Below are 25979 nucleotides of genomic sequence, written 5' to 3'. Positions count from 1 at the left end.
TTTTGGATTACCAATTACTGATTTTAATTTTCACTGATGGAAAACGAATTTTTCAAAAACAGATTGAATATTAACCGCAGGCATTTTCTGAGCAAATCGGCCGTGGGCCTGGGCAGTTTGGCCTTGGGCTCATTGATGATTCCTGACCTTTTCAGGGGTGGAGATGAAAGCGCGGCACAATTGCCGCTTGGCTTGCCTCACTTTGCACCCAAAGCCAAAAGAGTAATTTATCTGTTTCAGAATGGGGCACCTTCTCAGCTTGAAACTTTCGATTATAAACCTTTGCTCAATAAAATGGCAGGTGAAGACCTGCCCGAGTCAATCAGAGGAGGGCAGAGGCTGACTGGTATGACCGCCAACCAGACCAAATTTCCGCTGGTTGGGTCTTATTTTGGTTTTAAACAATACGGTCAGTCTGGTGCATGGGTAAGCGATATGTTTCCCAACATGGCCAGGATTGTGGATGAGCTTTGTATCATAAAAACCATGAACACCGAGGCCATAAATCATGACCCCGCCCTGACTTTTCTCCAGACAGGAGCACAGGTTGGGAATCGCCCGAGCATGGGCGCCTGGATGAGCTACGGTTTAGGTAGTGAAAACAAAAACCTGCCTGCGTTTTGCGTGTTATTGTCGCGCGGAAGAGGCAACGGGCAAGGGGTTTACTCAAAACTGTGGACAAACGGTTTTCTTGATTCTACCCATCAGGGCGTGGTGTTCAGTAGCGGAGAAGACCCGATTCTGTATCTGAAAGATTCAGAAGGTATTGATAAAGAATCGCGCAGGCGTATGCTGGATAAACTGGCAGAACTTAATAACCTGGGCTTTGAGACCAATGGCGACCCCGAAGTGCAGGCCAAAGTGCAGCAATATGAAATGGCCTACCGCATGCAAACGGCTGTGCCTGAGTTGACAGACTTATCAAAAGAGCCAGACCATATCGTAAAAATGTATGGCCCTGAATGCCTGGTGCCGGGTACTTATGCGGCCAATGCTTTGCTGGCAAGAAAACTCTCTGAATCGGGCGTGCGCTTCGTGCAGTTGTATCATCAGGGATGGGACCAGCACGGTAATTTGCCCAACGAAATGCCGTTGCAGGCCGAAGACGTTGACCGTTCGTCGGCAGCTTTGATAATGGACTTAAAACAAAGAGGACTGTTAGACGAAACGCTTGTGATATGGGGCGGCGAATTTGGCAGAACTAATTATTGCCAGGGCAACTTTACAAAAGATAATTATGGCCGTGACCACCACCCCAGAGCCTACACCATCTGGATGGCGGGCGGTGGGGTAAAGCCCGGCATAGTTTATGGAGAAACAGACGAGTTTGGTTACAATATAGTTAAAGACCCCGTGCATATACACGATTTCCATGCCACTGTTATGCACCTGATGGGTCTTAACCATGAGCAGCTGACTTATAAGCATTTAGGCAGAAGGTACAGGCTCACCGACGTGGCCGGTAAGCTAGTGCCCGGTATCATTGCCTGATTTTCCACCTGTCTGAAACATCTATTGCACCCTGAACACTTCGATGAATCGTTTCTATAAAGCCAGTTCGTATCTTTTACTAGTTTGTAATTTACTGCTCATTTTTCTGCTCTTTTTTGAAGAAAGGGTAAAGGTGCCTCTTTGGGTAAGTCCTTTTGGCAGGCTTCACCCAATGCTGCTGCATTTACCAATCGGGTTTTCAATTATACTGGTACTCATAATACTGATAAAGAAAGAAATTGAACCCAAAAGCTATACATTTTTTGTGAGGCTGATGCTCATCATTACGGCGCTAACATCTTGTATTGCTGCTTTGATGGGTTTTTTCCTGTCGAGAGAGGGTGGATACGATGCCGGTCTTTTGCAATGGCATAAGTGGACAGGTGTAGGCGTGAGTGTATTTACTTATGCTTTAACCTGGTTTTATGAATATTTAAGCGAAAAAACAAAGTTACTTCAGTACCTGTCAGTATTCTGTCTAGTGCTTTTCATTTTAGCCGGTCACTATGGGGCGGCTATCACGCATGGTGAGAACTATGTACTGGAAGCCTTTGAGAATAAAAAGAAATCGTCAGATTTTTCGAATGAAAGCAATCTATATGCTGTCTCTATTGTGCCGATTCTGGAAAAGAAATGTATGGCATGCCATAACGACCAGAAAGTAAAAGGAGAACTGAACATGAGCAGCGTAGAAAAAATACTGAAAGGGGGTAAGCATGGCGCTTTATGGAAAGCCGGAGATACCCTGCATAGCTTATTGCTGCAAAGGGTACACTTACCGCTTGAAGAAAAAGAGCACATGCCGCCTAAAGGCAAAGAACAGCTGACTTTTGAAGAAATTGCCTTATTGAGTGCTTGGATACAGGAAGGCGCCAACATAAAAAAAACGGTGAAGGATTATCCGGAGGCATCAAAAACCAGAGCAATGGCCCTGAAAATAGCGGGCAGTGGCAATAGTATAATAACTTATGATTTCGCCGAGGCATCTGAAAGTACATTGACAGACGTCAACACACCTTTTTGTGTGGTAAGTCCGCTGGCAGCCGGGTCTCCAGCATTGGAGGCCGAGTTTTTTGTCAGTCGGAAATTCGATAAAAAATCGCTTGAGAATCTGGCTAAAGTAAAAGAGCAACTGGTAGAACTGAGTCTGTCAAAAATGCCTGTGAAGGATGAGGATATTAAACTAATTGCCCAATTCAGAAATCTTGAAAAACTCAATCTGAATCAGACTGATATTTCAGGCAGTACTTTAGACCAGCTTGCACAAAACAAAAAATTATATTCTGTTACATTGTCAGGTACAAAAATAGGAAAAGCCCAACTACAAAAATTAATGGTGTTGCCAGCTTTAAAAGAAGTTTTCGTATGGAATACTTCGTTAGATTCAGTGGCAATTCAGGAATTTGCTAAAAAGTATCCGGGGGTTGTATTTGATACAGGTTACAGGGGGAATCCGAAAGAAGTACTGAAACTGAATCCGCCGATACTGGTTAATGAAGATTTTATACTTAAAAAAGGCATACCGGTAGAGCTTAAACATACATTAAAAAATGTGCAGATTCATTATACTTTAGATGGCACCGACCCTGACTCAACCACCGGAACGATATACACCAAACCATTGGTTGTTGATAGCTATACCCGTTTAAAAGCGCTGGCCACCAAAGATGGATGGCTTGCAAGTAATAGGGTATCTTACACTTTCTTTAAAGCCGGCTTTGTAGCTGATACAGCCCTTTTGCTTACCTTACCCAAACCGCAGTATGCAGGCAAGGGCGCCAGGAACCTGATAGATTTAAAGAAAGGCCCGAACGATAACCACGGCGATGCGGCTTGGCTGGGTTACCAGCAGGAAGATTTTGTGAGCCTGCTTAAATTTAAGAAGTCGACGTTTTTAAGCATGATAACCCTTAGCTATTTAATGAAGCCGGGGTCGCACATTATGCCGCCTGCTACTGTTGAAGTATGGGGGGGAAGCAGTGAGGCAGACCTCAAGAAACTTCAAAAAATAGTGCCTGAGCAGCCCGATAAAATGCAGAATGCTGTAAACATGGGTATTAATGTGCCTATCAGACCCGGTGATTATAAAGTAATAAAAGTAGTAGTGAAACCACTACCAAAATTGCCTAAGTGGCATCCGGAAAAAGGGAAGCCGGGCTGGTTTTGTGTTGATGAAATCTTCCTCAACTAAGTTTTTCAGGATGCCGTTTAAACCCTAATCAATAGCTTACTGCTTTATCTTTTTTAAATGGCTTGCCAGACCATGCTTTTTGCTGGGTCCATTCTTCATCAGGTGCCGACCAGAACGGGTCGGTTTCGGGCAAGCCCAAAGTCAGGAATCCCAAAGAGGTGAGATACATGCTGCCCGCGTTAGAGTATGAATCAGCAATGCCCGGCTGGTGCCCTGCAAAACCGAGGGTCAGCCATCCGGCTTTATCAAAAACACCTTCTTGGCCGAACATCCGCTTCATAACGGCTGTCATTGCACAGCGTACCTGTGCCGGGCTTACACCTTCCGGTAGTTGGTGTAAAAGCGCCGTGTGCGCCAATGCCTGAAAGGCACCTAAGCGATAAGTGATACTTCTACCAAAAGGAGGAAATGAGCCTTCGGGAGATATCAATCTTTCCAGAAAATCGGCTTGCCGCTGCATTCTTTTCACGGCTTTGGTATACTGTTCTTCAAGAGCCTGATTTTTTCTATCCGGCCACTGCCTTTTTTGTACTTTCAGCAGGGTGTCAAGCACATCTACAATCATTGGGTGAATAACGAATGAGTTGTAATAGTCCATGTGAAAAACTTCTCCATCTTTAAACCAGCCGTCGCCCACATAAAAACTTTCAATAATCCTGAGCCCGTAATCTATTCTGAAACGGTCTGCTTCTTCACCCGCAAATTGTAAAAATACCTCAACCATCGCCGAGAACAAAAGCCAGTTATTGTTGCCCGGTACAACCCTGCGCAGCAATCTGAATTCCTCAATAACCCGTTTTTTGGTGGTGTCATCTAATGGTTGCCAGAGAGCCTCAGGGGCTTTCAGTAAACTTTGTGCCAGAAAGGCGGCATCTACCAGTGTTTGCCCTTCTTTTCGCCAGAGCATGTAGTCGGGGCTTGACGGGTCAACGCTGTTTTTAATACTGCCCAGTGCATAAGTTCTTAGTTTTTTGCGCAGTCTGCCTTCTTCGTTATCTGTATCCGGCAGGGCCAGCCAGGGGGCAATGCCTGTCATGGTACGGGCAAAGCCTTCCAGAAAAGCAACTTTGGCATTTCGGTTGTCCCAGATTGGGCTCAGTTCTACCTGCCAGTTTTTCTGCAAGGTGCCTTCGCTCAGATTCTTAAGAACGGGTTCGGCAATTTTATAAAGTAATTTTGCCCAGTAAAGGCGCGTATCTTCTTTTTCAGGGGCAGGGTTGGCCTGCGAGATAACTGGTGACGCTGCAATGGCAAAACCAGCCATTGTGTTTTTCTGGATAAAGTCTCTGCGGTTCATGGGTTGAATATAATTTAAAGCAATTTATGCCTAAAATTAATAGCAAACAACCCGCACAAACAGATGTGACGGAAATAAAAATGCAGTAAGAAAAAGGAATAATTAGCTTATTTCGATTTCATCCCCGTGCTTGTTGAGGAAATGAAACTCGGTGATACCGATAGATGAATCTTTTACGAGTTTGATCCAGGTACGGTATTTCAGGAACCACTTCACTTGTTTTGAAATGATACCTTCACGGTAGTAAGCGTAAACGAACGGATGCAGAATAATGCTGATGCCTGTCTCGTTTTGTTTCGACAGGATATAGTCCAGATTATTTTCAATCAAATCGGTAATAACAATACTTGCCTGAATTGTACCGGTACCGCCACAGGTTGGGCAGGTTTCGCGGGTTACAATATTCATTTCGGGGCGTACACGCTGGCGGGTAATTTGTAGCAGGCCAAACTTAGAAATAGGCAGAATAGTGTATTTAGACCTGTCGCCTTTCATTTCTTCTTTCATTGCTTCCTGAATCAAACGACGGTTTTCGTTTTTCTTCATGTCAATGAAATCAACCACTATTATACCACCCATATCGCGCATGCGCAACTGGCGGGCAATTTCTTTGGCTGCTTCAAGGTTAACAGTGAGCGCGGTAGACTCCTGGTCGCCCTCCTGTGTTGATTTATTGCCACTGTTTACGTCAATTACATGAAGCGCTTCAGTGTGTTCAATAATCAGGTACCCTCCACCTGGTAGGCTTACCGAGCGGCCAAACAAAGATTTAATTTGTTTCTCTATACCGAACTGCTCAAAAAGTTTTGTTTTTCCGGTATGGAGCTTCAGAATCTTTTCTTTTTCTGGGGCAATGGTATGTAAAAAGCTCTTGATACCATCAAAGTTTTCTTTCGAATCAACATAGATATTGTCGAAATCATCGTTCAGCATATCACGCAGAATAGAGGATGCTCTATCCATTTCGCTGATGATGCGGTCACGAGGTTTGGCATCCCGAAGGTTTTTCATCCCTGACTCCCACTTGTCTACACAAAAATCAATATCTCTCTTCAATTCGTCAAGGTCTTTGCTTTCGGCCACGGTTCTTACTATCACCCCGAAGTTTTCAGGTTTGATAGACGAAACCAGCTTATGTAAACGCTGACGCTCTTGCTTATTGGTGATTTTCTTGGAGATATTAACAGACGTACTGAAAGGTACCAGAACGATATTCCGGCCGGCAATCGAGATGTCGCAGGATAGCCGCGGGCCTTTAGTAGAAATAGGTTCTTTCACAACCTGCACCAGAATAGGGGTATTCTTGGTAACAACTTCGTTTATCTTACCTAATTTGTCTATATCTTTTTCAAGTTGAAAACCTTTCAGACGAAGATTGACAGGACGTTTGGCAATAACGTCTTTAACAAATTTGCTGAGAGAATTGTACGAAATGATTTCGTTATAGTGCAGAAAACCATCTTTATCGTAGCCGACGTCTACAAAGGCAGCGTTGTTGCCCTGTACAACTTTCTTAACTACACCCAAATAGATATCTCCGACGGAAAACTGGTGTTCCGTCTCATCAAAGTGATATTCAAGTAGCCGTTTGTCTTGTACTAGGGCTATCCTGTCACCTTTCTGTGTGGTACTGATATATAATTCGTTGCTCAATACTGAGGTAGAATCAAGAGGTTAGATATTGTTTTGGCTAAATGATGGATTTTGATAGTCATAAGCACAAATTACTGGAGCCTATGACTATCAAAGTAAAGAAAGATTATTTTTTCTTATGACGGTTTTTTCTAAGACGTTTCTTTCTTTTGTGAGTTGACATCTTGTGTCTTTTTCTTTTCTTTCCGCAAGGCATAATTGTAAAAGATTATAAACCCCTGGTCGGTAAGGGGTATTTAATTCAATAATTTATTTATATGTTTTTCCTCTGCCTTTCAACAGGGGAGACCGTGGCACGGTGTTTTTTATCGAACCGCAAAGATAGTGAATTATTTTATACTCTCCAAAGTCTTGTTGAGTTCTTGTAATAAAGTAGGGTCTTTCACTTTTTCTTTCAGGTCAAGCAATATCTTTTTTGCCTGGTCTTTCTCTCCTAATTCAAGTAGGCTGTATCCTAAACCAAACTGCGCATTGGCATTTGAAGGGTTGATACGCAACACCTGTCTGAAACGGTCGGCGGCTTTGGCATACTGGTTAGACTGCATCGATAACACACCCAGGTTCATCAGAGCCGGCTCGTAGTTAGGCTCTTCTGCCAATACTTCGCGCAGCATCATAATGGCCTGCATAGGCGAGTCTGTCTGTACGTAAGTCATTGCCAGATTGGTTTTGGCCTGTAGCTGTCTTGGGCTTTTCTCCAGAACCTTATGATATGCATTACGGGTTTTATTAGCCAGATACTCAATGTTTTCGGGTTTCAATGCCAGATTATATGCCTGTAAATAGGCATCACCGGCTCTCATCCAGTTTTCGGTGCTCGGTGCGGCCAGGGCAATTTTTTCTATATACACAGCGGCGCTGTCAAATCGGTTACCAAGTGCATAGGTTTCTGCCAATTGGTTATAAACAGCTTTTTTGTCAGTGGCTGTGGTCAGCTTCTGTTTCAGGTCGGCAATTTGTTTTTCCTGCTCCGGCGATAACTTCGGTGCCTGCGTGGCAATATCGTCTTTGTGGTTGTCTGCTGTGGCAGGGCCTTTGTTGTCGGCTACTTTATCACGGTTCGACTTCGCCTCGTTTTTAACAACCACTTTAGGGCGATAATAAAGAAAGCCCGTGAGGGCTATCGCTGCTACAATTATAATCAAAAATTGTTTTTTCATAAGTTTCTGATAACCGTGGGTAGTGCATTGCACTACCCACAATCGGTCGATAAGCCCTTTCGGGCAATGAAATTATTTTACGTTGGCTTTCACTTGTTCCGTAAATTCTTTGGCTGGCTTAAAGCCCGGAACAGAGTGAGCCGGTACGGTTACCGTAGTTTTAGCAGAAATGTTACGAGCTTTTTTAGCAGCTCTTCTCTTGTTTACAAAACTTCCGAAACCTCTGACATACACAGCATCTCCTTGTGCCAATGTGTCTTTTACTGTGTTAAAAAATGCCTCAAGTGTAGATGATACACTTGCTTTGTCCACGCCAGTCTTGTCGGCAATCGCTGAAATTACTTCTGCTTTAGTCACGATCGTAACTTATTTTTTAAGGTTTTAATATTGAATTTTACCAAGATAACTATTGAATTGAAAGGACTTAATAAACAAAATAAAAGCAGACGCTCAGTTCTATTAATTCAACCTCTCCAAACTCTTTGGGTTTATTTTGGGTTTGCAAAGATATGGGTTTTAAACTTAGTATCCCAAAAACATTTTAGTATTTTTTTATATAATTGCTTAATAATTAGTGAGTTATATTTTTTTTATAGGTAAAACAAACGTTTTAAAAAAGAAAAAATAAGCGATTGTTAAGAAAACTTCAATAAAAATTGGAAAGACAAACGTTTTCCGGAGTACTCAGAAAATGGTATTTCAGCAACAAAAGAGACCTGCCCTGGAGGCATACAAACGACCCGTACAAGATATGGTTATCTGAAGTTATACTGCAGCAAACCAGAGTTGTGCAGGGCATGCCTTACTACAATAAATTTGTTGAGAAATACCCAACAGTTACAGCACTGGCCAATGCCGATGAACAAGACGTTTTGCGGCTGTGGCAAGGCCTGGGTTATTACTCAAGAGCCAGAAACATGCACCAGACAGCCCAAATTATAGCTGGTGCTTTCAATGGCATATTTCCGGATACTTATGCAGCACTGGTAAAACTGAAGGGCATAGGCCCATACACCGCAGCTGCCATTGCCTCTTTTGCATTTAACGAGAAAGTGGCAGTCGTCGACGGAAACGTGTACAGAGTTTTGGCCAGAGTATTTGGTATTGAAACTGACATAGCCAGCCATGAGGCAAAAAAGATTTTTAACGAACTGGCCAACGAGTTAATTTCAGAAGAGGAACCGGGTACGCACAATCAGGCGGTGATGGAGTTCGGGGCTACTTATTGCACGCCGGTCAATCCCGGTTGTATGTTCTGTATTTTTCAGGATTCCTGCCAGGCAAACCTGCAAGGCAAGCAGGCAATACTGCCTGTGAAACTGAAAAAAGTAAAAGTGCGAAGCCGTTTCTTTGATTATTTTGTAATTGAAAAGGCCGGTAAGTTACTGATGGCCAAACGCGGGCCAAAAGATATTTGGGAAGGGCTGTACGATTTTTATCTGGTAGAAAGCCCCGGAAGCCTGATGGATATTGAATTAACCGACAATGATTTTTTGTTGGCATTATTGCCACACGCTATTATCAGAAGTACATCTGAGGTTTACAGGCATATACTTACACACCAGCGTATTGAGGTGCGGTTCTGGCATCTGGTTTTGGATAGTAACATGGATGTGCCATTGCCGCCAAATTACACTTTTTTTGATTGGGAAGAAGTGGAAGATTTGCCCAAGCCTGTTCTGATAGAAAAGTACCTGAAAAAGCACCATAAGGAATTTCAGAGGTAGTGCTGAGGGGCTGAAAATGGTTGCGGTCTGATTATCAAACAATTGGACGCGCATCTTAGAAAGTATTATGGTTTTTTATTAAATTTGTTCTTATTCAAAACGACATACATTCAAAACAGATAAAAAAATGGCTGGAGTAAACAAAGTGATTTTATTAGGAAGATTAGGGTCTGACCCCGAAGTCCGTACGCTTCCAAGCGGTGGTAAAGTAGTAAACTTTAGCATTGCAACCTCAGAGAATTATACCAACAGAAACGGAGAAAAGGTAGAACAAACAGAATGGCATAGAATTGAGCTTTGGGAGAATCTGGCAAATGTAGCTGAGCAGTATCTGAAAAAGGGAGACATGGCCTACATTGAAGGGAAAATAAGAACCGAAAAATGGACTGACCAGAACGGGCAGGAGAGATATACAACCAGAGTAAGAGGAACGGCTATTCAGCTGATAGGTGGCCGAAGCAGTAATGCAGAAGAAAGTGACGCAGCGCCGTCATACGGTACCAGCAACAATTTTGCACCTAAACCTGCACCTGTACCAACCCCACCACCTATTGAAATGGCCGGCGATGGTGGCGATGATTTGCCGTTTTAAGAATAAGCAATAGAATTATGAAGATATTCTCAGTAGGGGTTCAAAATTTTGAACCCCTATATTGTTTAAAATCAATTTTTTTAAACAGGCACTTGTTCTATTTTCTCTTTCAGTTGCATCATTTCGTCTCTGAAACGGGCAGCCTCCAGGAAGTCAAGCTCTTTGGCAGCACGCTCCATTTTTTTCTGGGTTTCATCCATTAATTTCTGTAGCTGGCCTTTGTTCATATAGCTTACAACAGGGTCGGCGGCTATGCTAACCTCCAGTGGTTCAATATAATACGTTTTGGTGCTGGCACGGCTGTCGGCAATAGAGGTTTGCTCCATAATGGCCTCTCTGCTTTTAAATACCGTTTTGGGTGTAATACCATGCTCCTCATTGTAGGCCATCTGTCTGGCCCGGCGTCTTTCGGTTTCTTCAATGGCTTTTGCCATTGAGCCCGTTATGGTATCTGCATACATCAGTACTTTACCGTTTTCGTTACGTGCTGCACGACCAATCGTTTGTATCAGCGAGCGGATATCACGCAGGAAGCCCTCCTTATCGGCATCCATAATAGCAACCAGCGATACCTCAGGCAGGTCCAGCCCCTCTCTCAACAGGTTTACCCCCACCAGAACATCAAAAATGCCGAGGCGCAATTCACGAAGGATTTCAACCCGTTCAAAAGTTTTTACCTCAGAGTGTATGTAGCGGCCCTTGATACCCACTTTGTCGAGATACCGGCTCATTTCTTCGGCCATCCTTTTGGTTAGTGTGGTTACCAAAACCCTTTCTTTGCGTTCAACCCTTAAATGAATTTCTTCCAGTAAATCATCAATCTGGTTAATGCTTGGTCTTACTTCAATCTTAGGGTCAAGCAGCCCGGTCGGCCGGATAATCTGCTCTACTACCACACCTTCTGCTTTTCTTATCTCATAATCGGCCGGGGTGGCGCTTACGTAAATGGCCTGGCCTATCAGCTCTTCAAATTCCTGAAATTTCAATGGCCGGTTGTCCATAGCTGATGGCAGCCGGAATCCGTATTCCACCAGCGATTCCTTGCGAGAGCGGTCTCCTCCCCACATGGCCCTAATCTGGGGCATTGATACGTGGCTCTCGTCTACTACCAATATAAAGTCTTCCGGGAAGTAGTCAAGCAGGCAGAAAGGCCTCTGGCCCGGCTGGCGTCTGTCAAAAAAGCGTGAGTAGTTTTCTATACCTGAGCAATAGCCCAGTTCGCGCATCATTTCCAGGTCAAACTCGGTTCGTTCCTGTATGCGTTGCGCTTCAAGCCTGCGGCCGTCAGACTCAAAGTACTTTACCTGCCTTACCATCTCGTCCTGAATCTCGTGAATAGCGTTTTGCATCACATCTCTACCGGTTACAAACAGGTTAGCAGGAAAAATCGCTATTTGTTTTTCAGTCGATAGTTTTTTACCATTGGTGGGGTCAATCCGTTGTATTTCTTCAATCTCATCGCCAAAGAAAATAAAACGGTAGGCAAAGTCGGCGTAACTGGGGTATAAATCAACGGTATCTCCCTTTACTCTGAAATTCCCCCGCGTAAACTCCGCTTCCGTACGCGAATAAAGTATCGAAACAAGCTGATATAAAAACTGGTTCCGGCTTACCTGCTCGCCCACTTTTATCTGAATAATGCTCTGCTTCATTTCATGGGGGTTACCAGCACCATAAATACATGAAACCGATGCTATTACGATTACATCGCGCCGACCAGACATCAGTGACGAAACCGTTGAAAGCCGCAGCTTGTCAATTTCCTCATTAATCATCAGGTCTTTTTCAATATAGGTATTGGTAGTGGCAATGTACGCCTCCGGCTGGTAGTAATCATAATAGCTGATGAAGTATTCAACAGCGTTTTCGGGGAAGAACTGCTTAAACTCGCCATAAAGCTGGGCGGCCAGTGTTTTATTATGGCTTAGTATCAGCACGGGGCGGTCTAGCTGGGCAATAACATTGGCAACGGTAAATGTTTTACCAGAACCCGTAACACCCAGTAAAACCTGGGTTTCTTCTCCATTTCTGATTCCCTCCACCAGTTTTTTTATGGCCACTGGCTGGTCGCCGGTAGGTTTGTACTCTGAGGTTAGTTTGTATTGCATAATTTACAGTCTGGTCAGTAAGCCTATCGTTTTAAAACAAAAGTCGGGTTGTTATAGTTTCGTGTTTTTTGTTTATCAGAAACTATACATAAACTTTTTCAGGGCAATAGCAGACAGATTTTGAAGCACGAGCAAAGTAAGAATAAAAAGTAAGGCCACAGTACGAATTTCAGGAAAGGATATGACTGGTTAAAGTTGTTACAGGACAATTCATAGAATCTAAGATTAAGTTTCTGCCAAATGTAATTACATAGAAAAAACGGTGTTAGATTTCGGAAGAATTATATTTATTTTGCCCAAAAATCAAGTTTTTATGAAGCCAGTTTACAAAGCACACCCTTGGCATGGTATTCCTGTTGGAGAAAAGGCCCCAGAAACAGTAACAGTATTTATTGAAATTGTGCCTTCTGATACCATTAAATATGAAGTAGATAAGGAGTCAGGTTATTTGAAAATCGATCGTCCTCAGAAATATTCAAACATTATCCCTTCGTTATACGGGTTTATTCCACAAACCTATTGCGGAGAAGAAGTAGCAAAACTGGCCCGCGAACGTGGCTCAGATAAAGTAACAGAAGGAGACGGTGACCCGCTTGATATCTGTGTGTTGTCGAGCCACCATATTCCGCATGGTGACATTTTATTACAAGCTATACCTATTGGCGGTTTGTGTTTATTAGACAAAGGCGAGGCTGACGATAAAATTATTGCTGTGCTGGTAGCAGACCCAATTTATCAGAAATTTAAGGATATCAGCGAGCTGCCGGAAGCTATCATTACGCGTCTGAAACACTATTTCCTTACCTATAAGAGCTTACCTGACGAGAAAAATGCCATTGAGATATCTAATGTTTATGGCCGTGAAGGTGCGCATGAGGTAATCAGGAAGTCGATGATGGATTACAGAGATTTAATCTTTAAACCTATTTAAGTTTAAAGTCACAAGATATCAACGGGGCATAACTCAGGTGATGCCCCGTTTGTTTTTTTAACAGCGGTGGTACAGTAATAATTATAGCAATATAGGAATCTTGTATTATTGTTGTACCTTTGCAATTGATAATCAATTAATTACAGCAGTGATGCTGCAAACTCATGAAGAATACTGAAAGACCCCGGAGACCAAGAACGGAGGGTAAAGAAAAACCGGTCTCATCAAGATCCGACCAACGCTCGGATAAAAAAAGCTACTCAGACGACAAACGTCCTTACGCAAGTAAAAAAACTGACTCCGCCGCCAGGCCAAAAGGCAATTTTCCAAAAAAAGAAGGATTTGAAAGAAGTTTCTCTGAACCACGTTTCGGAGAGAAGAGATCTTTCGGCGCAAAAAAGCCGTTTGCCGCAACATCTTCAGACCGACCTTTTGAAAGGAAAGCTACTGACGATAAACGCCCTTATGGAGAAAAGAAATCCTTTGGCAGCGACCGTCCGGCTCGTCCTTATGCGAAAAAAGACGAGGGCGGATTTGAAAGCAAACGCCCTTATGGAGAGAAAAAATCCTATGGTAGCGACCGTCCGGCCCGTCCTTACGCGAAAAAAGACGAGGGCGGATTTGAAAGCAAACGCCCTTATGGAGAGAAAAAATCCTATGGTGATGACCGTCCGGCTCGTCCTTATGTAAAAAAAGAGGATGGCGGATTCGAAAATAAACGCCCTTATGGTGAGAGAAAATCCTATGGTGATGAGCGTCCGGCACGTCCTTATGTAAAAAAAGAGGATGGCGGGTTCGAAAATAAACGCCCTTATGGAGAGAAAAAATCTTATAGTAGCGACCGCCCAGACCGCCCTTTTCAGAAAAGAACAGAAGGTGGATTTGATAAAAAAAGTGGTTTTGGCGACAGAAAACCAGCTACCGGCGACCGCCCCGAGAGACCGTTCTTTAAAAAAGAGGAAGGTGGATTTGAAAATAAACGTACTTTCGGCGACAAAAAGCCATTTGGCACTGAACGCGCAGAACGACCATCGTTTAGAAGAGAAGGTGGTGATTTTGCTGAGAAAAAACCATTTGACAGAGAGAAACCACGATTCGAAAAACGTGACGACAGACGCGAAGAAAGAGGTTACAGCAGAGGTGCCAGAGATGAAAGAAAAGAAAACCAGGCAAGCGCATCTAAAGTAGCTGCTCCTAACTACAATCTTGATAAAATGAAAAACTCTTTACCCCCCAGGGTAAAGCGTAAAGTAGAACAGGAAGAGAAAGATATTGATGGATTAATAAGACTGAACCGATACATTTCAAATGCAGGTATTGCTTCGCGCCGTGATGCTGACGAGCTGATTGCCTCAGGTCAGATTACGGTTAATGGCAAGGAAATAACTGAAATGGGCTACAAAGTTAAACCCAGTGATGTAGTAAAATATGGTAAAAAAATATTGAACCGCGAAAAACTGGTTTATTTGTTGCTGAACAAACCCAAAGATTTTATTACTACTACCGAAGACCCCAATGAGCGCAAAACCGTAATGGACCTGGTGGCCAATGCCTGCGAAGAAAGGGTGTATCCGGTGGGCAGGCTTGATAGAAACACAACGGGCTTGCTGCTTTTGACAAACGATGGCGAGCTGGCTGAAAAGCTATCTCACCCTTCTAACGAGATAAGAAAAATTTATCAGGTTGAACTTGACAAGCCTATTTCAACCGAGCATTTTGATGCTATTAAAGAAGGTATTGACCTGGAAGATGGCTTCATAAAAGCAGACGACCTTGCTTTGGTAACACCAGATGCAGAAGTAGTAGGTATTGAGATACACAGTGGTAAAAACCGCATTGTACGTCGTATTTTTGAGCATTTCGGTTATGAAGTACTCAAACTTGACCGCACCACCTATGCAGGTTTGAATAAAAAAGATTTGCCAAGAGGCAAGTGGCGTTTTTTGACCGAGAAAGAGGTTATCAGACTCAAGTATATGATATAAAAACCAGATATTAGTTAATTAGTATCTATTCTTAGGTATAATAGGCTTTATGGCTCCCTGAATAAAATCTGAGAGCCGTAAAGCCATTTTTTTTTGTTGGGTTGTAAATGGTTTTACTGTTCTGCTTCACTAATTTTGAATCTGAAATGTTTCTGTTGAAATATTTCCCGTATGCTTATTCCTGATAATCCTTAACCACTTAGCTTTCTTACATGTCGGCCATTAAATTTCCCGGATGGAGAGTTTTCAGACACTCTCTCATTCCTTTACCCGCTTGTCTGTTCGGTGCGTACATCATGTACCATACCGGTGTATCAAAAGTTTTCTGGCTTACCAACCTTGCGGCTACTATTTTGGGTATTCTGGTAACTTTGTTTATCCAAAGCCGGCAAAAGACTTTTCCAGCCCGCAACCTTAATTTAGTTGCAGGTTTATCTGTTGGTTTTCTTTTGCTTACCTTTTTTAATAAAGATATGTATGGCGTGCACCGGTGGGTTTTTGCAGGGGGCCTGAATCTGAATGCCGGCCTGATAACCTGCCCGGTTTTTCTGATGCTGATTGTAAGGCAGGATGACGCCCTCAGGCCTTTGCTTTTATTTACGATAGTAACTGTTATTTTGCTTATGCAGCCAGACGCATCGCAGGTTTCAGCATTTTCAATTGCGGCAATGCTTCTGTTGTGGAGCCGTTGCAAACCCCCATTGCACAAGGTATTATTAATATTGTTTGTATCTGCTGCCAACCTTTATACATGGCTGAACCTGGACGGCCTTGGCCCGGTGGATTACGTTGAGCGGATTGTTTATCTGGCCGGCCATATCAGTAAATTCTTACAATATGTAGCAATTGTATTACTGGCATTATTAGCCGCACCTTTTTTTGTGCAGGGTACCGGTAGCAATAGCTTGTTGTCTTTTTCATTAGGCGTGTATTTTTCTATCACCCTTCTATCTGCGTTTATTGGCAATTTTCCGGTTATTATAATGGGGTATGGGTTATCTCCGGTTATCGGCTACTTTATTGGTCTCAACCAGCTTTTGTTTAAGAAATATTGAGTTTGCCTCGTATTCAGATTTTGTAAGTTTTTGATGTGGTCATTGCCATTTTATTTACTGCCACATCTATACAAAGTAAGTGCTATTATCTAAAAATTATTACATTTGCAAAAAAGTTGAGACATAGAATGAATTATAACCTAAGTCAAGTTCCCAAACGTACAGGCAAGCCCCGTGAGTCAGGTTTAACAATGGTGATGGATAAAGGCTTGAGCATCAGAGAAGTAGAAGATATGCTTTCTATTTCTGCACCACACATTGATATTGTAAAGCTGGGCTGGGCCACTTCATACGTAACACCTAATCTGAAAGATAAATTAAAAGCTTATAAAGACGCCGGAATACCGGTTTATTTTGGCGGTACATTATTTGAAGCTTTTGTTGTGAGAGACCAGTTTGAAGACTACCTGCGGGTATTGGATGAATTTGGTCTTGAACACTGCGAGGTATCAGACGGCTCTATTGAAATAGCACATGATGAAAAGTGCGAATATATTACGCGGCTGGCTAAACGTGCCAAGGTACTGTCTGAGGTAGGTTCAAAAGATGCTGAAAAGATATTTGCCCCCTACAAATGGATTGAAATGATGCAGGCAGAACTGGACGCAGGCGCCTGGAAGGTAATTGGCGAGGCGCGTGAGGGTGGCAACGTGGGTTTGTTCCGTAGCAGTGGTGAGGTTCGTCAGGGTCTGGTAGATGAGATTATTCATGCCATACCGGCCGAGAAAATAATTTGGGAGGCACCTCAGAAATCGCAACAGGTTTACTTTGTAAAACTGGTAGGGCCTAATGTAAATGTGGGTAACATTGCTCCGAACGAGGTTATACCTTTGGAAACCATACGTTTAGGGCTAAGAGGAGATACTTTCGGTAATTTCCTGACCGAAAAAACCAAAAAACGTTTCAAACTGGGTAAATATAGTAGCGACCGCCGTATTACTCAGGACGAATAATATTCTTAAAACACTTACCCTTCATCTTAGTAAAGCACTCCACATTTATGGAAATTATACACTTTCTGATTGACTTACTCAAAGACCCTCTTTTTACCTTGCAGGGTTTTCTTGATAAATACGATACCCTTACTTACGGCATATTGTTTCTGATAGTTTTTGTTGAAACCGGTCTCATTATTATGCCTCTGTTACCCGGCGACTCATTACTTTTTGCAGCCGGTTTGCTGGCTTCATCAACAGGAAAACTGGACGTTACCCTCATCATCCCGCTTTTAATTCTGGCGGCTTTACTGGGCGACAATGTTAATTACCTGGTTGGTAAAAACTTCAGCAACTATATCAAGTCAAGAGATAAAATCCTTTTTCTGAAGCGCTCATATATTACCCAAACCGAAGAGTTTTACGAAAAACATGGTGGCAGAACCGTAATTCTGGCCCGCTTTATGCCAATTGTGCGTACCATAGCCCCTTTTGTGGCCGGTGCCGGAAGCATGAAGTACCCAAAATATATTATGTTCTGTATTCTGGGGGCTATTTTATGGGTAACTTCTATTACGTTACTGGGTTATTTCCTGGGCTCAAACCAATGGGTAAAGCTTAACTTCGAAAAAGTTGTTTTAGGCATAGTTTTCATTTCTATTGCCCCTATGATATGGGCAATTATTAAAGCTAAATTTTTCAGTAAGGCCAAATGAATATCTACGGACTGATAGGGTATCCGCTGGGGCATTCTTTTTCGAAGAAGTATTTCACCGGAAAGTTTGAGCAATTGGGTCTGGCTGATAGCCATGCCTACGAGCTGTTTGAACTACCCGAGATTGAGCAATTTCCGCAAATAATCAGTAATTCCCCTGGTCTCAAAGGGCTTAATGTTACAATTCCGCATAAACAGGCTGTGATGCCTTTTTTGGACGGATTGGATGCTTCTGCCCTTAAAGTTGGTGCCGTAAACGTTATTAAAATTGCCGCAGATGGCAAACTGATAGGCTTCAATTCTGACTATTACGGTTTTAAAACCTCTCTGGAAGAGTTTATTCCGGCCAATAGTGCATTAAAAGCCCTGGTTTTGGGTAATGGCGGAGCTGCCAAAGCAGTAATAGCTGCATTGAATGATTTATCGATTCCTTTCAGGATAGTTTCGAGAACAAAAACCGATGATACCATTAGTTATGATGATTTAAAGTCTGAAATTGATAATTATCAGCTTATTATCAATTGTTCTCCGGTAGGTACTTATCCGAAGTCTGAGGTATGCCCGGACATCCCCTATGAAAGGTTAACGGCTAACCATTACCTCTATGACCTGGTTTATAACCCCGTACAGACGTTGTTTCTGCAAAAAGGAGAGGAGCAAGGGGCAAAAACCCACAATGGTTTAGAAATGCTTCATCTGCAAGCTGAAAAAGCCTGGGAAATCTGGAACTCATAAAATATGGCCTGCTATGCAACGCTTTAAATGTAAAGTGCATCTTGCCGGTAAGAAATGTATTGTTTAATAAATAATCTTAGCACACCTTATGAAAACGAGACTATCTTTTCTACTTATTTTCTTTTTTTGTCTGGTTGTTTCAGGCTTTGCTGCTCCGGTTGATCTGGAGTATAAAGAAACCTCTGTTAATGACGAGTTTGCCAAAGTTGATAAACTTGAAAAGTATCTGGCAGACCACCCGGAGGCAACACTTGAAACGGTAAAGAAAAATCACCCTGAATTGCTGGAGGGTTATAAATTGGTTACAACTACTGAAACTAACCTTTTAACACCACAGGAAATGCCCATTGCAGGTGGTTTCTGGTGGGGTTGTTGCTTAGGAATTGTAGGCCTCGGGCTGGTATATTTTATAACAGATAATGACCACGACGAAGTACGAAAAGCGCTGTGGGGTTGTGTAATATCTACTATCTTTTGGGGTCTGGGTGGTTTATGGGACCCATTCGGCTGGTTCTGATAATAGAATGAACATATTTAAATAGCATGAGACGCCACAAAGTTTTTGTACCTTTGTGGCGTCTTTATTTATAACCATATTTTATGAAGTTTAAGAAACACGTATTTATTTGTACCAACGACAAGGAAGCACCGAAGAAATCGTGCGGCAGTGTACATGGCATGGAGCTAGTTGAAGCCTTTAAGGCATCTCTTAAAGAGAAAGGTTTACAGCTTGATATCAGAGCACAGAAATCCGGATGTCTGGATGCCTGCGCTTTTGGGCCATCAATGGTGGTTTATCCTGAAGGGGTTTGGTATGGCAATGTTCAGTTGTCTGACGTAGAAGAAATTGTAGAAAGTCACCTGGTAAATAACCAGCCTGTTGAGCGCCTTACGCTCAAGTTTCCTGCAAGAGCTTAATATTTGGCCATGTATAAGCACCTCTTTTTTGACCTTGACCACACCCTGTGGGACTTTGAGAAGAACTCAAGGGAGTCATTGGCTGAGTTATATGAAAGTTTCGGTTTGCATTCCTGGAATATTGCCGGTCTTGGTGTTTTTCAGGCCGAATTTTCAGTAGTTAACCGCCGCTATTGGGCCATGCTGGAGTCTAACCAGATAACCCATGAAGAACTGCGCCGTAGACGGTTCAGAGACACACTGGTTAATCTGGGCGTTGAGGCTGATGAAAAACTGGGTTTGGAACTGAACGAAGCCTTTCTTGAATTACTGCCACAAAAATCGCATTTGATTGAGGGTACGCTAGACGTGCTCGATTTCCTTGCCCCCAATTATGAAATACATATTATCAGTAATGGCTGGCAGGATGTACAGGCAAAGAAAATAAAAAGTTCAAAGATAGAGCATTATTTTCGGGAAGTAATTACAAACGAAAGAGCCGAAGCCCGCAAGCCCGATAAGAAGATTTTTGACTACGCCGTAAATGTAACCAAAGCCCGAATTGATGAAAGCCTGATGATTGGTGATAATTATGAAGCCGACATTCTGGGGGCTATTAATGCGCAAATGGATTCGGTCTTCTTTAATCCGGATGGTATAAAGACTGACCAGAAGCCCACTTTTGATATTAAGCGGCTGGTAGAGCTGAAAGAGATACTATAAAGGGGGTGTCTAAAAAGCCAAGTGCTGCCAAATAATCTTTGCCGAAGATTATTTGCCTGAAAATACTTTTGGACAGCCCCTTTGTGGGTTAAAATTGAGGCTTAAAATATACGACATAAGCCATAACGCAAATGATTCCACTAAGCAAGGATAGTAACCACCTTGTTGTCATATTCTTGTCTTTGAGCAGATAACTACATAAGTAATTGAACCCTATTATTGCAATTCCCAAAAGACAAATGGTGACTTTTAACTGAAATGTTATCTGTTGGTTCTTCGTTAATATGTCGGCTAAAATAAAACTTAAAGGATAAAGAACTGCAAATACCCTTGAATTTGTCAGTTTATAAATGCCTGCTAAATTTTTCATAGAATTCTACCTATAGATTAAATCTTATTTGAGAAGAGCCGAATAGATGGCTTATCAGAATTACTAAAAAAAACTTTCAAGCCAATTATTTTAATTGTAAATTTTTTAATGGTATAGTGTTAAATACGTGCCATCAAAGACTCTCCTTCATAGAATTCACCTGGGGCATAGGGCATATTAGAATAATACAATTATGATTTTTACCTGAAAAAACATTAGTTTATCAAGATGCACTATCGAGTTGTGAATGTAGGCTAATTGCAGATAAAGATTTTTTTCTACGTGATTTGTTAATTTTAAAAAAAATAAGAGAGCATTACCGGTTGAATTCTAGAGAGAGCAAGTATTTTGCTGAGGAATAGCCGCACGAAAAAGCGGGTGCCGGGACGAAAAAAAATATGTAATATTATGCCTGCATAATGTATTGATTTTCAGTTTTTTATTAAAAAACGATTAAACAAAATGCTACACGCATTTTTTTTCTTTTTATTTTGCGTATAACGATAAACCCAGAATAACATTTGGTTTGTTAACATTTTGTTAACTAAAATTTTGTGCCAAACCCTTGACAGAAATTGATTTTATTGTCTATCTTTAACCATTCAAAAAAATCTTCTAAATTAAAAACCAGAATATACAATATGATTTGAACCTCTACGTTAACTAAATTGAAATACAGAAATGGGAAAAATCCAAGTTAGCGATAGTGAGCTAGTATCATTGTATATCCGCGGTAACGAAAAGGCTTTTGCGACACTTGTACAACGCTATAAGTCTAAAGTCTATACTACCATTTACCTTGTTGTTAAAGATCAGTATGTAGCAGAAGATTTGCTACAAGACACCTTCATAAAAGCTGTAGAAGTTTTACGCGAAGGTAAGTATAACGAAGAAGGCAAGTTTCTTCCATGGGTATTAAGAATAGCTCACAATTTGGCAATTGACTTTTTCCGGAGAGAGAAACGTTACCCTAGCGTAGTGTTTGAAGACGGAAGCAGTGTATTTAATACACTTGAGTTTGCGGAAGACTCTATCGAATCGATGCAAATCAAACGGGAGTCTCACGAGCATCTGAGAGATCTGATTAAACGTCTTCCTGACCAGCAGCGAGAAGTGCTTGTGATGCGTCATTATGACGACATGAGTTTTCAGGAAATTGCAGATGCTACTGGCGTAAGTATCAACACGGCGTTAGGCAGAATGCGTTATGCTCTCATCAACCTTAGAAAAATGATGAGTAAAACAGCATATGCTTATGATACAAACCTTTACCAATACGCAAAATGATGTAATTCGCTATTTGTATAACGAGACATCAGGTCAGGAAAACGCACTGATTGAAGACGCCATGCTTCATGAACCGGAGTTGCTTGACTTCTATCTTGATTGTGCAGATATTAAACTAGGATTAGACCAGATCCAACTTTCGCCCTCTGATAAAGCTATTGACAACATATTGAATTTCTCACGGAATTACGAGCCCAAAATTTAATTTTGGGCTTTTTGTTTTGTCTTTGCCAGGGTTTAAACCCTAAATGTAAGTATGGCATCTGGTAAATCTTTAAATGATTCCTTACCTTTGGTTCTTTAACGAACGAAAGGTAAAATGTCTGTTATTATATCTCCTATTTCCGAAAGCCTGAAAAATTATCTGGCGCAGAAAGACTATTCTAAAATTGTTGTTCTGACCGATACCAACACCAGGAAATACTGCTACACTTTAGTAAAAGATTCACTGCCAAAACATACGCTTATAACCGTAAAAAACGGAGAAGAGCATAAAAATCTGGCTACTTGCGAAGAAATCTGGTCGGCCATGACCGATGCAGAGCTTGACCGCCATGCCCTGATGATAAACCTGGGCGGAGGCGTAATAGGCGACATGGGTGGCTTTTGTGCTGCCACCTATAAGAGAGGCATAGATTTTATTCAGGTTCCGACCACACTTCTGGCGCAGGTTGATGCCAGTGTAGGTGGAAAACTCGGAATTGACTTCAAGGGCCTGAAAAACCACCTTGGTGTTTTTACGCTTCCTAAAGCCGTGTTGATAGACCCGGTGTTTCTGGATACGCTTTCTGAACGGGAAAAGCGCTCTGGTTTTGCCGAGATTATTAAGCACTGCCTCATTCAGGATGGTGAAAAATGGAACGAAATCAGAAAAAAAGACCTTGAGCAGCAAGACCTGCGAGACCTGATTGCGCACTCGGTTGAAATCAAGAAAAAGGTAGTTGAACAAGACCCCACAGAGAAAGGCCTGCGGAAAATTCTCAACTTCGGGCATACGCTTGGGCATGCCATTGAGACCTATTTTTTAGATAAAGGCAAAAAAAAACTGCTTCATGGCGAAGCCATTGCAACCGGAATGCTCTGCGAGTCGTATATAGCTTTTGAAAGAAAATTGATTGACGAGCAAACATTGGCCCGCATAGAAGAGTTTATATTTTCGGTTTATGGAAAAATAGCCATGAAAACCGAAGACTTCGGGGCTATAATAGAGCATACCCTTCAGGACAAAAAAAATAAGGGTAAAGAAATACGGTTCTCATTAATTAATGGTGCGGGTAGCTGTCTTTACGATATCGCGGTGTCAAAAAACGAAATGAAAAAAGCCCTGGAGTATTACGTTAAGTGATGGAGCAGGTTAACCAAAAAACCTGAAAACGGGCAGGAGAAAAAGTCGATTTACGGATAGATGCCAGTAAAATATCACCCTTAAGCATATCTTGACTTTTAACAAAACTATAGATAAATTTGATGAGTATCCGCTCGGCAGATTTGTGAGGTTGTTATTAAGTTTTTTGTTTCTAAGCTTTATTTAACTGAAATTAATCTAATCTGTATGTCGTATGAAAAAACTGTATTTGCTCTCTGCTCTTCTTGTTTTAGGTATTGCCTCTACCAGCTGTAATTCGCTCAGATTATTGGTTGACAATGATTACAGTTATGAGACTGACTTTACCAAATACAAGACCTACAACTTTTTAAATTGCGAAGTCGACACCTCCTTTATCTGTACTGAAATTCAGGATGCTATTCGAAGGCAAATGAAAGCCAGGGGATATAAAGTAACCGACAACGACCCGGGCTTATTGGTTAGCTACAGCATTATCCGTGACCGCGTGGATTACAAAGGGTATTTTCAACCGTCATTAGATCGCTGGGTGAATCATTTTGATGATGATGAAACTTACAAGACACAGAATTTGCATTTTGGCGGAGGCATGATACTGGTTTCTTTGCTGGATGCCGAAAGCAGCAGGTTAATCTGGAGGGGATACGCTTCGGGCGTTTTTAATAAAAAAGTTAACAAACCGGTTAATTATTACAGAAGTGTGGTGCGTAATATTTTTGACCAGTATCCGCTTTTTGCAGCTGGCGAAAAACCCCGAAAAATTGAGGACCTTTAGGGCTGGTTAGTGTGTTTTTTTAATTGCCTGCTTACCAAGAGCCAATACTTTTTTAGTATTTTTGTATTGAGAATTTTATACACAAAATGAGGAATGCGACACGTTCCTCATTTTTAATTTATCATTATGCTAACGGTTTACGGAATCCCTAATTGCGACACAATTAAAAAAACACTAGACTGGCTGAAAGCCAACCAGATTGAGTTTCAGTTTCATGATTACAGAAAAGAGGGTATTAGTGAAGAAAAACTGAATGACTGGCTTGCACAAGTACCCTTAGAAAAGCTTTTCAATAAAGCCAGCACTACTTTTAAAGAATTGCCTGACGAGGTTAAACCAACCGTAGGAGACCCCGCTGTGGCAGTTCAGCTAATGCAGGAAAAAACTTCAGTTATTAAAAGACCCGTTGTAGAAAAAGACGGTAAGGTACTGGCCGTTGGTTTTAAGGCAGACGAGTACAAAGCTATTTTTACCCCCGGGGCTTAAACGAGCCTACAACTTTTTTCAGGATTCTGACAGCATCTTCTGTTTCTTTTTGATTCATGCCTGCAAAGCCCATTCTGCAGGCATTTATATCCGGTTTTTCGTCGGCGTAGGTTTGGCCGTTTGCCAGGTATAAGCCGTATGAAGCAACTTTTTCAGATAGCGTGCCAAGTGGTATATCCTGCGCAAACTGCGCCCAGATGGCCATACCACCGTCAGGAATTCTGAATTGAATAACATCTCCCAGCGATTCTTTCAATAGGCTGCATGTAAAGTCTCGTCGTTCTCTGTACACTTTCAGTGCTTTAGTAGTATAGCGTTTCAAATCTCCGTTCTCGAGCATATCTGCCAGGCATTCTTCAAGAATAGAATCATTCTGGCGGTCTATTACGCGTCTTAAGCGAGTCATTTCATCAATAATGGCTTCATGGGCGGCTACATAACCCACCCTGAAAGCAGGGGCAATCTGTTTGGTGAATGACCCCAGATATACAACCCAGCCGTATCTGTCGGCACTGGCAAGGGGTAATATAGGCGCATTGGCATAATGGTAGTCATAGTCGTAGTCATCTTCTAAAATAAAGAACTGGTATTTTTCAGCCAGTGCCAATAGTTTTAGTCGCCGTTCGGGTTTTAGTGTTACTGTAGTAGGATGATAATGGTGCGAAGTAACATAAACCAGTTTTACTTTTTTAGTCAGACAAATATCCTCAATGGCTTCCACCTGTAAGCCTTCTTCATCAACCGGTATAGTAGCCAGGTTGGCGCCCAATTGTTTGAAGGTATAATTGGTAGCCCTGTAATTCAACTCACCTACAATGGCTGTATCACCTTTTTGCAGCAAGGTTAAACCGGCCAGGTAAATACCCATCTGGCTACCGCGGGTAGTGATAATGTTTTCAGCATTGGCCTGTATTCCTCTGGTTTCGTTCAGGTATCTGGCAAAAATAGAGCGGAATCTGAGACTTCCCCTGGGGTTGGTATAAGTCATAGTGGCAGTATCGGCATAGCGTATATGGTGTGCGTAGAGCTTTGCCCACTCTTCGCGTGGGGCCAGTCTTACGTCGGGTATTCCATCATTAAACGCCAGCCTGTGGTTAATACTGGGGGGTAAAGGTATTGTCCATTGTTTATTCAATCTGTTTTTTAGAATAATTCCCTGTTCTACTCTGCCCACCTCTGTTGAGAATTGCGTGGGTTGCAGCACCGGCAGTTTACCTGCTACGAAAGTCCCTCTTTGTGGTAAGGTTTCTACCCAGTTCTGCGACAACAGCTCCTCGTACGCTGCAATTACTGTTTTTCGATGTATTTGCAGTAACGCAGCCATTTGGCGGGTGCCGGGCAAAGGCGAGTTAGTGGGCAGAGTTCCTGCCTGAATTTGCTTGATGATGGCGTTGGCAATCTGAATATACAAGGGAATAGAATGCGACTTGTCTAAACTGATAAGGCTTTTAAATGGTGTTTTCATCTGGACTACCCGATTATGTGAAATTGGATGAGTGGGCTAATCCAGTAAAGATATAC

Annotated in this window: 24 protein-coding genes; 18 read left to right on the top strand and 6 right to left on the bottom strand. The window is 42.1% G+C overall.

Going from position 1 to position 25979, the window contains the following annotated elements:
- Positions 1 to 36: 36 nt before the first annotated feature.
- Entirely contained in the window at positions 37 to 1491 is a 1455-nt protein-coding gene (locus MB380_RS17870; RefSeq protein WP_253529267.1) for a DUF1501 domain-containing protein, read from the top strand.
- A 43-nt stretch (positions 1492 to 1534) separates the two neighbouring features.
- Complete coding sequence (locus MB380_RS17865) at positions 1535 to 3682, top strand: FN3 associated domain-containing protein (RefSeq protein WP_253529264.1); 2148 nt, start codon at positions 1535 to 1537, stop codon at positions 3680 to 3682.
- A gap of 28 nt (positions 3683 to 3710) precedes the next feature.
- Here the strand turns inward: MB380_RS17865 and MB380_RS17860 are convergent, their stop codons facing one another.
- The 4 genes from MB380_RS17860 to MB380_RS17845 all read right to left on the bottom strand — a co-directional run bounded on the left by MB380_RS17860 (position 3711) and on the right by MB380_RS17845 (position 8149).
- The gene (locus MB380_RS17860; RefSeq protein ID WP_253529261.1) at positions 3711 to 4979 is read right to left on the bottom strand and encodes a DUF2264 domain-containing protein; all 1269 of its coding nucleotides are present in this window, start codon (positions 4977 to 4979) and stop codon (positions 3711 to 3713) included.
- A gap of 102 nt (positions 4980 to 5081) precedes the next feature.
- Complete coding sequence (locus MB380_RS17855; RefSeq protein ID WP_253529258.1) at positions 5082 to 6632, bottom strand: Rne/Rng family ribonuclease; 1551 nt, start codon at positions 6630 to 6632, stop codon at positions 5082 to 5084.
- Positions 6633 to 6961: 329 nt separating this feature from the next.
- A complete protein-coding gene (locus MB380_RS17850) occupies positions 6962 to 7792 on the bottom strand; it encodes a tetratricopeptide repeat protein (protein ID WP_143706135.1) in 831 nt (276 codons plus the stop codon).
- Positions 7793 to 7864: 72 nt separating this feature from the next.
- On the bottom strand, positions 7865 to 8149 hold the full coding sequence (locus tag MB380_RS17845) for an HU family DNA-binding protein (RefSeq protein ID WP_101728035.1): 285 nt from the start codon (positions 8147 to 8149) through the stop codon (positions 7865 to 7867).
- A 299-nt stretch (positions 8150 to 8448) separates the two neighbouring features.
- On the opposite strand from MB380_RS17845, the gene mutY reads away from it, so the two are divergent.
- Together mutY and MB380_RS17835 are read left to right on the top strand one after the other, a co-directional pair.
- Positions 8449 to 9519 carry an A/G-specific adenine glycosylase gene (mutY, locus tag MB380_RS17840; protein WP_253529255.1) on the top strand — a complete coding sequence of 357 codons (1071 nt, stop codon included), beginning with the start codon at positions 8449 to 8451 and terminating at the stop codon, positions 9517 to 9519.
- Between the two features lie 127 nt (positions 9520 to 9646).
- A complete protein-coding gene (locus tag MB380_RS17835) occupies positions 9647 to 10111 on the top strand; it encodes a single-stranded DNA-binding protein (protein ID WP_253529253.1) in 465 nt (154 codons plus the stop codon).
- Positions 10112 to 10191: 80 nt separating this feature from the next.
- Here MB380_RS17835 and uvrB read toward each other — a convergent pair whose 3' ends face one another.
- A complete protein-coding gene (gene uvrB / locus MB380_RS17830; RefSeq protein ID WP_253529251.1) occupies positions 10192 to 12219 on the bottom strand; it encodes an excinuclease ABC subunit UvrB in 2028 nt (675 codons plus the stop codon).
- Positions 12220 to 12532: 313 nt separating this feature from the next.
- Between uvrB and MB380_RS17825 the strand changes: the two genes are divergently transcribed.
- The 14 genes from MB380_RS17825 to MB380_RS17760 all read left to right on the top strand — a co-directional run bounded on the left by MB380_RS17825 (position 12533) and on the right by MB380_RS17760 (position 24458).
- Entirely contained in the window at positions 12533 to 13150 is a 618-nt protein-coding gene (locus MB380_RS17825; protein ID WP_101728031.1) for an inorganic pyrophosphatase, read from the top strand.
- Positions 13151 to 13314: 164 nt separating this feature from the next.
- Positions 13315 to 15135, top strand: coding sequence for a pseudouridine synthase (locus tag MB380_RS17820; protein ID WP_253529240.1), 1821 nt, complete (start codon positions 13315 to 13317; stop codon positions 15133 to 15135).
- A gap of 212 nt (positions 15136 to 15347) precedes the next feature.
- Positions 15348 to 16190, top strand: coding sequence for a hypothetical protein (locus MB380_RS17815; RefSeq protein ID WP_253529238.1), 843 nt, complete (start codon positions 15348 to 15350; stop codon positions 16188 to 16190).
- A gap of 128 nt (positions 16191 to 16318) precedes the next feature.
- Positions 16319 to 17143: a phosphosulfolactate synthase gene (locus MB380_RS17810; RefSeq protein WP_101728028.1), complete on the top strand. Its 825-nt coding sequence runs from the start codon at positions 16319 to 16321 to the stop codon at positions 17141 to 17143.
- 47 nt (positions 17144 to 17190) lie between these two features.
- Positions 17191 to 17841 carry a VTT domain-containing protein gene (locus MB380_RS17805; RefSeq protein WP_253529227.1) on the top strand — a complete coding sequence of 217 codons (651 nt, stop codon included), beginning with the start codon at positions 17191 to 17193 and terminating at the stop codon, positions 17839 to 17841.
- Positions 17838 to 18575, top strand: coding sequence for a shikimate dehydrogenase (locus MB380_RS17800; protein WP_253529218.1), 738 nt, complete (start codon positions 17838 to 17840; stop codon positions 18573 to 18575). Before MB380_RS17805 ends, MB380_RS17800 begins: the two co-directional genes overlap by 4 nt.
- Positions 18576 to 18663: 88 nt before the next feature.
- Entirely contained in the window at positions 18664 to 19092 is a 429-nt protein-coding gene (locus MB380_RS17795) for a hypothetical protein (RefSeq protein ID WP_253529216.1), read from the top strand.
- 83 nt (positions 19093 to 19175) lie between these two features.
- Positions 19176 to 19493, top strand: coding sequence for a ferredoxin (locus tag MB380_RS17790; protein WP_253529210.1), 318 nt, complete (start codon positions 19176 to 19178; stop codon positions 19491 to 19493).
- Positions 19494 to 19502: 9 nt separating this feature from the next.
- Positions 19503 to 20195: a YjjG family noncanonical pyrimidine nucleotidase gene (locus MB380_RS17785; RefSeq protein ID WP_253529207.1), complete on the top strand. Its 693-nt coding sequence runs from the start codon at positions 19503 to 19505 to the stop codon at positions 20193 to 20195.
- A gap of 1051 nt (positions 20196 to 21246) precedes the next feature.
- Positions 21247 to 21852: an RNA polymerase sigma factor gene (locus MB380_RS17780; RefSeq protein WP_101728021.1), complete on the top strand. Its 606-nt coding sequence runs from the start codon at positions 21247 to 21249 to the stop codon at positions 21850 to 21852.
- Entirely contained in the window at positions 21821 to 22057 is a 237-nt protein-coding gene (locus MB380_RS17775) for a hypothetical protein (protein WP_253529205.1), read from the top strand. Before MB380_RS17780 ends, MB380_RS17775 begins: the two co-directional genes overlap by 32 nt.
- Positions 22058 to 22171: 114 nt before the next feature.
- Positions 22172 to 23197 (top strand): 3-dehydroquinate synthase, encoded by a 1026-nt coding sequence (gene aroB, locus MB380_RS17770; protein WP_253529203.1) that lies wholly within the window; start codon positions 22172 to 22174, stop codon positions 23195 to 23197.
- A 214-nt stretch (positions 23198 to 23411) separates the two neighbouring features.
- On the top strand, positions 23412 to 23972 hold the full coding sequence (locus MB380_RS17765; protein ID WP_101728018.1) for a DUF4136 domain-containing protein: 561 nt from the start codon (positions 23412 to 23414) through the stop codon (positions 23970 to 23972).
- Between the two features lie 126 nt (positions 23973 to 24098).
- Complete coding sequence (locus MB380_RS17760; RefSeq protein WP_253529201.1) at positions 24099 to 24458, top strand: arsenate reductase; 360 nt, start codon at positions 24099 to 24101, stop codon at positions 24456 to 24458.
- Here the strand turns inward: MB380_RS17760 and MB380_RS17755 are convergent.
- Positions 24442 to 25923: a PLP-dependent aminotransferase family protein gene (locus MB380_RS17755; protein ID WP_253529188.1), complete on the bottom strand. Its 1482-nt coding sequence runs from the start codon at positions 25921 to 25923 to the stop codon at positions 24442 to 24444. The genes MB380_RS17760 and MB380_RS17755 overlap by 17 nt on opposite strands.
- Positions 25924 to 25979: the final 56 nt, after the last annotated feature.

It is taken from the genome of Emticicia sp. 21SJ11W-3 (assembly GCF_024138715.1).
Lineage (GTDB): Bacteria > Bacteroidota > Bacteroidia > Cytophagales > Spirosomataceae > Emticicia > Emticicia fluvialis.
The sequence above is the reverse complement of the archived record's forward strand: the minus strand, read 5'-3'. Positions and strand labels throughout refer to the sequence as shown.

Excerpts from the sequence above, each read along its gene's own strand:
- MB380_RS17870 (WP_253529267.1), top strand. The coding sequence starts at position 37 with ATGGAAAACGAATTTTTCAAAAACAGATTGAATATTAACCGCAGGCAT.
- MB380_RS17865 (WP_253529264.1), top strand. The coding sequence starts at position 1,535 with ATGAATCGTTTCTATAAAGCCAGTTCGTATCTTTTACTAGTTTGTAAT.
- MB380_RS17860 (WP_253529261.1), bottom strand. The coding sequence starts at position 4,979 with ATGAACCGCAGAGACTTTATCCAGAAAAACACAATGGCTGGTTTTGCC.
- MB380_RS17850 (WP_143706135.1), bottom strand. The coding sequence starts at position 7,792 with ATGAAAAAACAATTTTTGATTATAATTGTAGCAGCGATAGCCCTCACG.
- MB380_RS17835 (WP_253529253.1), top strand. The coding sequence starts at position 9,647 with ATGGCTGGAGTAAACAAAGTGATTTTATTAGGAAGATTAGGGTCTGAC.
- uvrB (WP_253529251.1), bottom strand. The coding sequence starts at position 12,219 with ATGCAATACAAACTAACCTCAGAGTACAAACCTACCGGCGACCAGCCA.
- MB380_RS17825 (WP_101728031.1), top strand. The coding sequence starts at position 12,533 with ATGAAGCCAGTTTACAAAGCACACCCTTGGCATGGTATTCCTGTTGGA.
- MB380_RS17820 (WP_253529240.1), top strand. The coding sequence starts at position 13,315 with ATGAAGAATACTGAAAGACCCCGGAGACCAAGAACGGAGGGTAAAGAA.
- MB380_RS17815 (WP_253529238.1), top strand. The coding sequence starts at position 15,348 with ATGTCGGCCATTAAATTTCCCGGATGGAGAGTTTTCAGACACTCTCTC.
- MB380_RS17810 (WP_101728028.1), top strand. The coding sequence starts at position 16,319 with ATGAATTATAACCTAAGTCAAGTTCCCAAACGTACAGGCAAGCCCCGT.
- MB380_RS17805 (WP_253529227.1), top strand. The coding sequence starts at position 17,191 with ATGGAAATTATACACTTTCTGATTGACTTACTCAAAGACCCTCTTTTT.
- MB380_RS17800 (WP_253529218.1), top strand. The coding sequence starts at position 17,838 with ATGAATATCTACGGACTGATAGGGTATCCGCTGGGGCATTCTTTTTCG.
- MB380_RS17795 (WP_253529216.1), top strand. The coding sequence starts at position 18,664 with ATGAAAACGAGACTATCTTTTCTACTTATTTTCTTTTTTTGTCTGGTT.
- MB380_RS17790 (WP_253529210.1), top strand. The coding sequence starts at position 19,176 with ATGAAGTTTAAGAAACACGTATTTATTTGTACCAACGACAAGGAAGCA.
- MB380_RS17785 (WP_253529207.1), top strand. The coding sequence starts at position 19,503 with ATGTATAAGCACCTCTTTTTTGACCTTGACCACACCCTGTGGGACTTT.
- MB380_RS17780 (WP_101728021.1), top strand. The coding sequence starts at position 21,247 with ATGGGAAAAATCCAAGTTAGCGATAGTGAGCTAGTATCATTGTATATC.
- MB380_RS17775 (WP_253529205.1), top strand. The coding sequence starts at position 21,821 with ATGATACAAACCTTTACCAATACGCAAAATGATGTAATTCGCTATTTG.
- aroB (WP_253529203.1), top strand. The coding sequence starts at position 22,172 with ATGTCTGTTATTATATCTCCTATTTCCGAAAGCCTGAAAAATTATCTG.
- MB380_RS17765 (WP_101728018.1), top strand. The coding sequence starts at position 23,412 with ATGAAAAAACTGTATTTGCTCTCTGCTCTTCTTGTTTTAGGTATTGCC.
- MB380_RS17760 (WP_253529201.1), top strand. The coding sequence starts at position 24,099 with ATGCTAACGGTTTACGGAATCCCTAATTGCGACACAATTAAAAAAACA.
- MB380_RS17755 (WP_253529188.1), bottom strand. The coding sequence starts at position 25,923 with ATGAAAACACCATTTAAAAGCCTTATCAGTTTAGACAAGTCGCATTCT.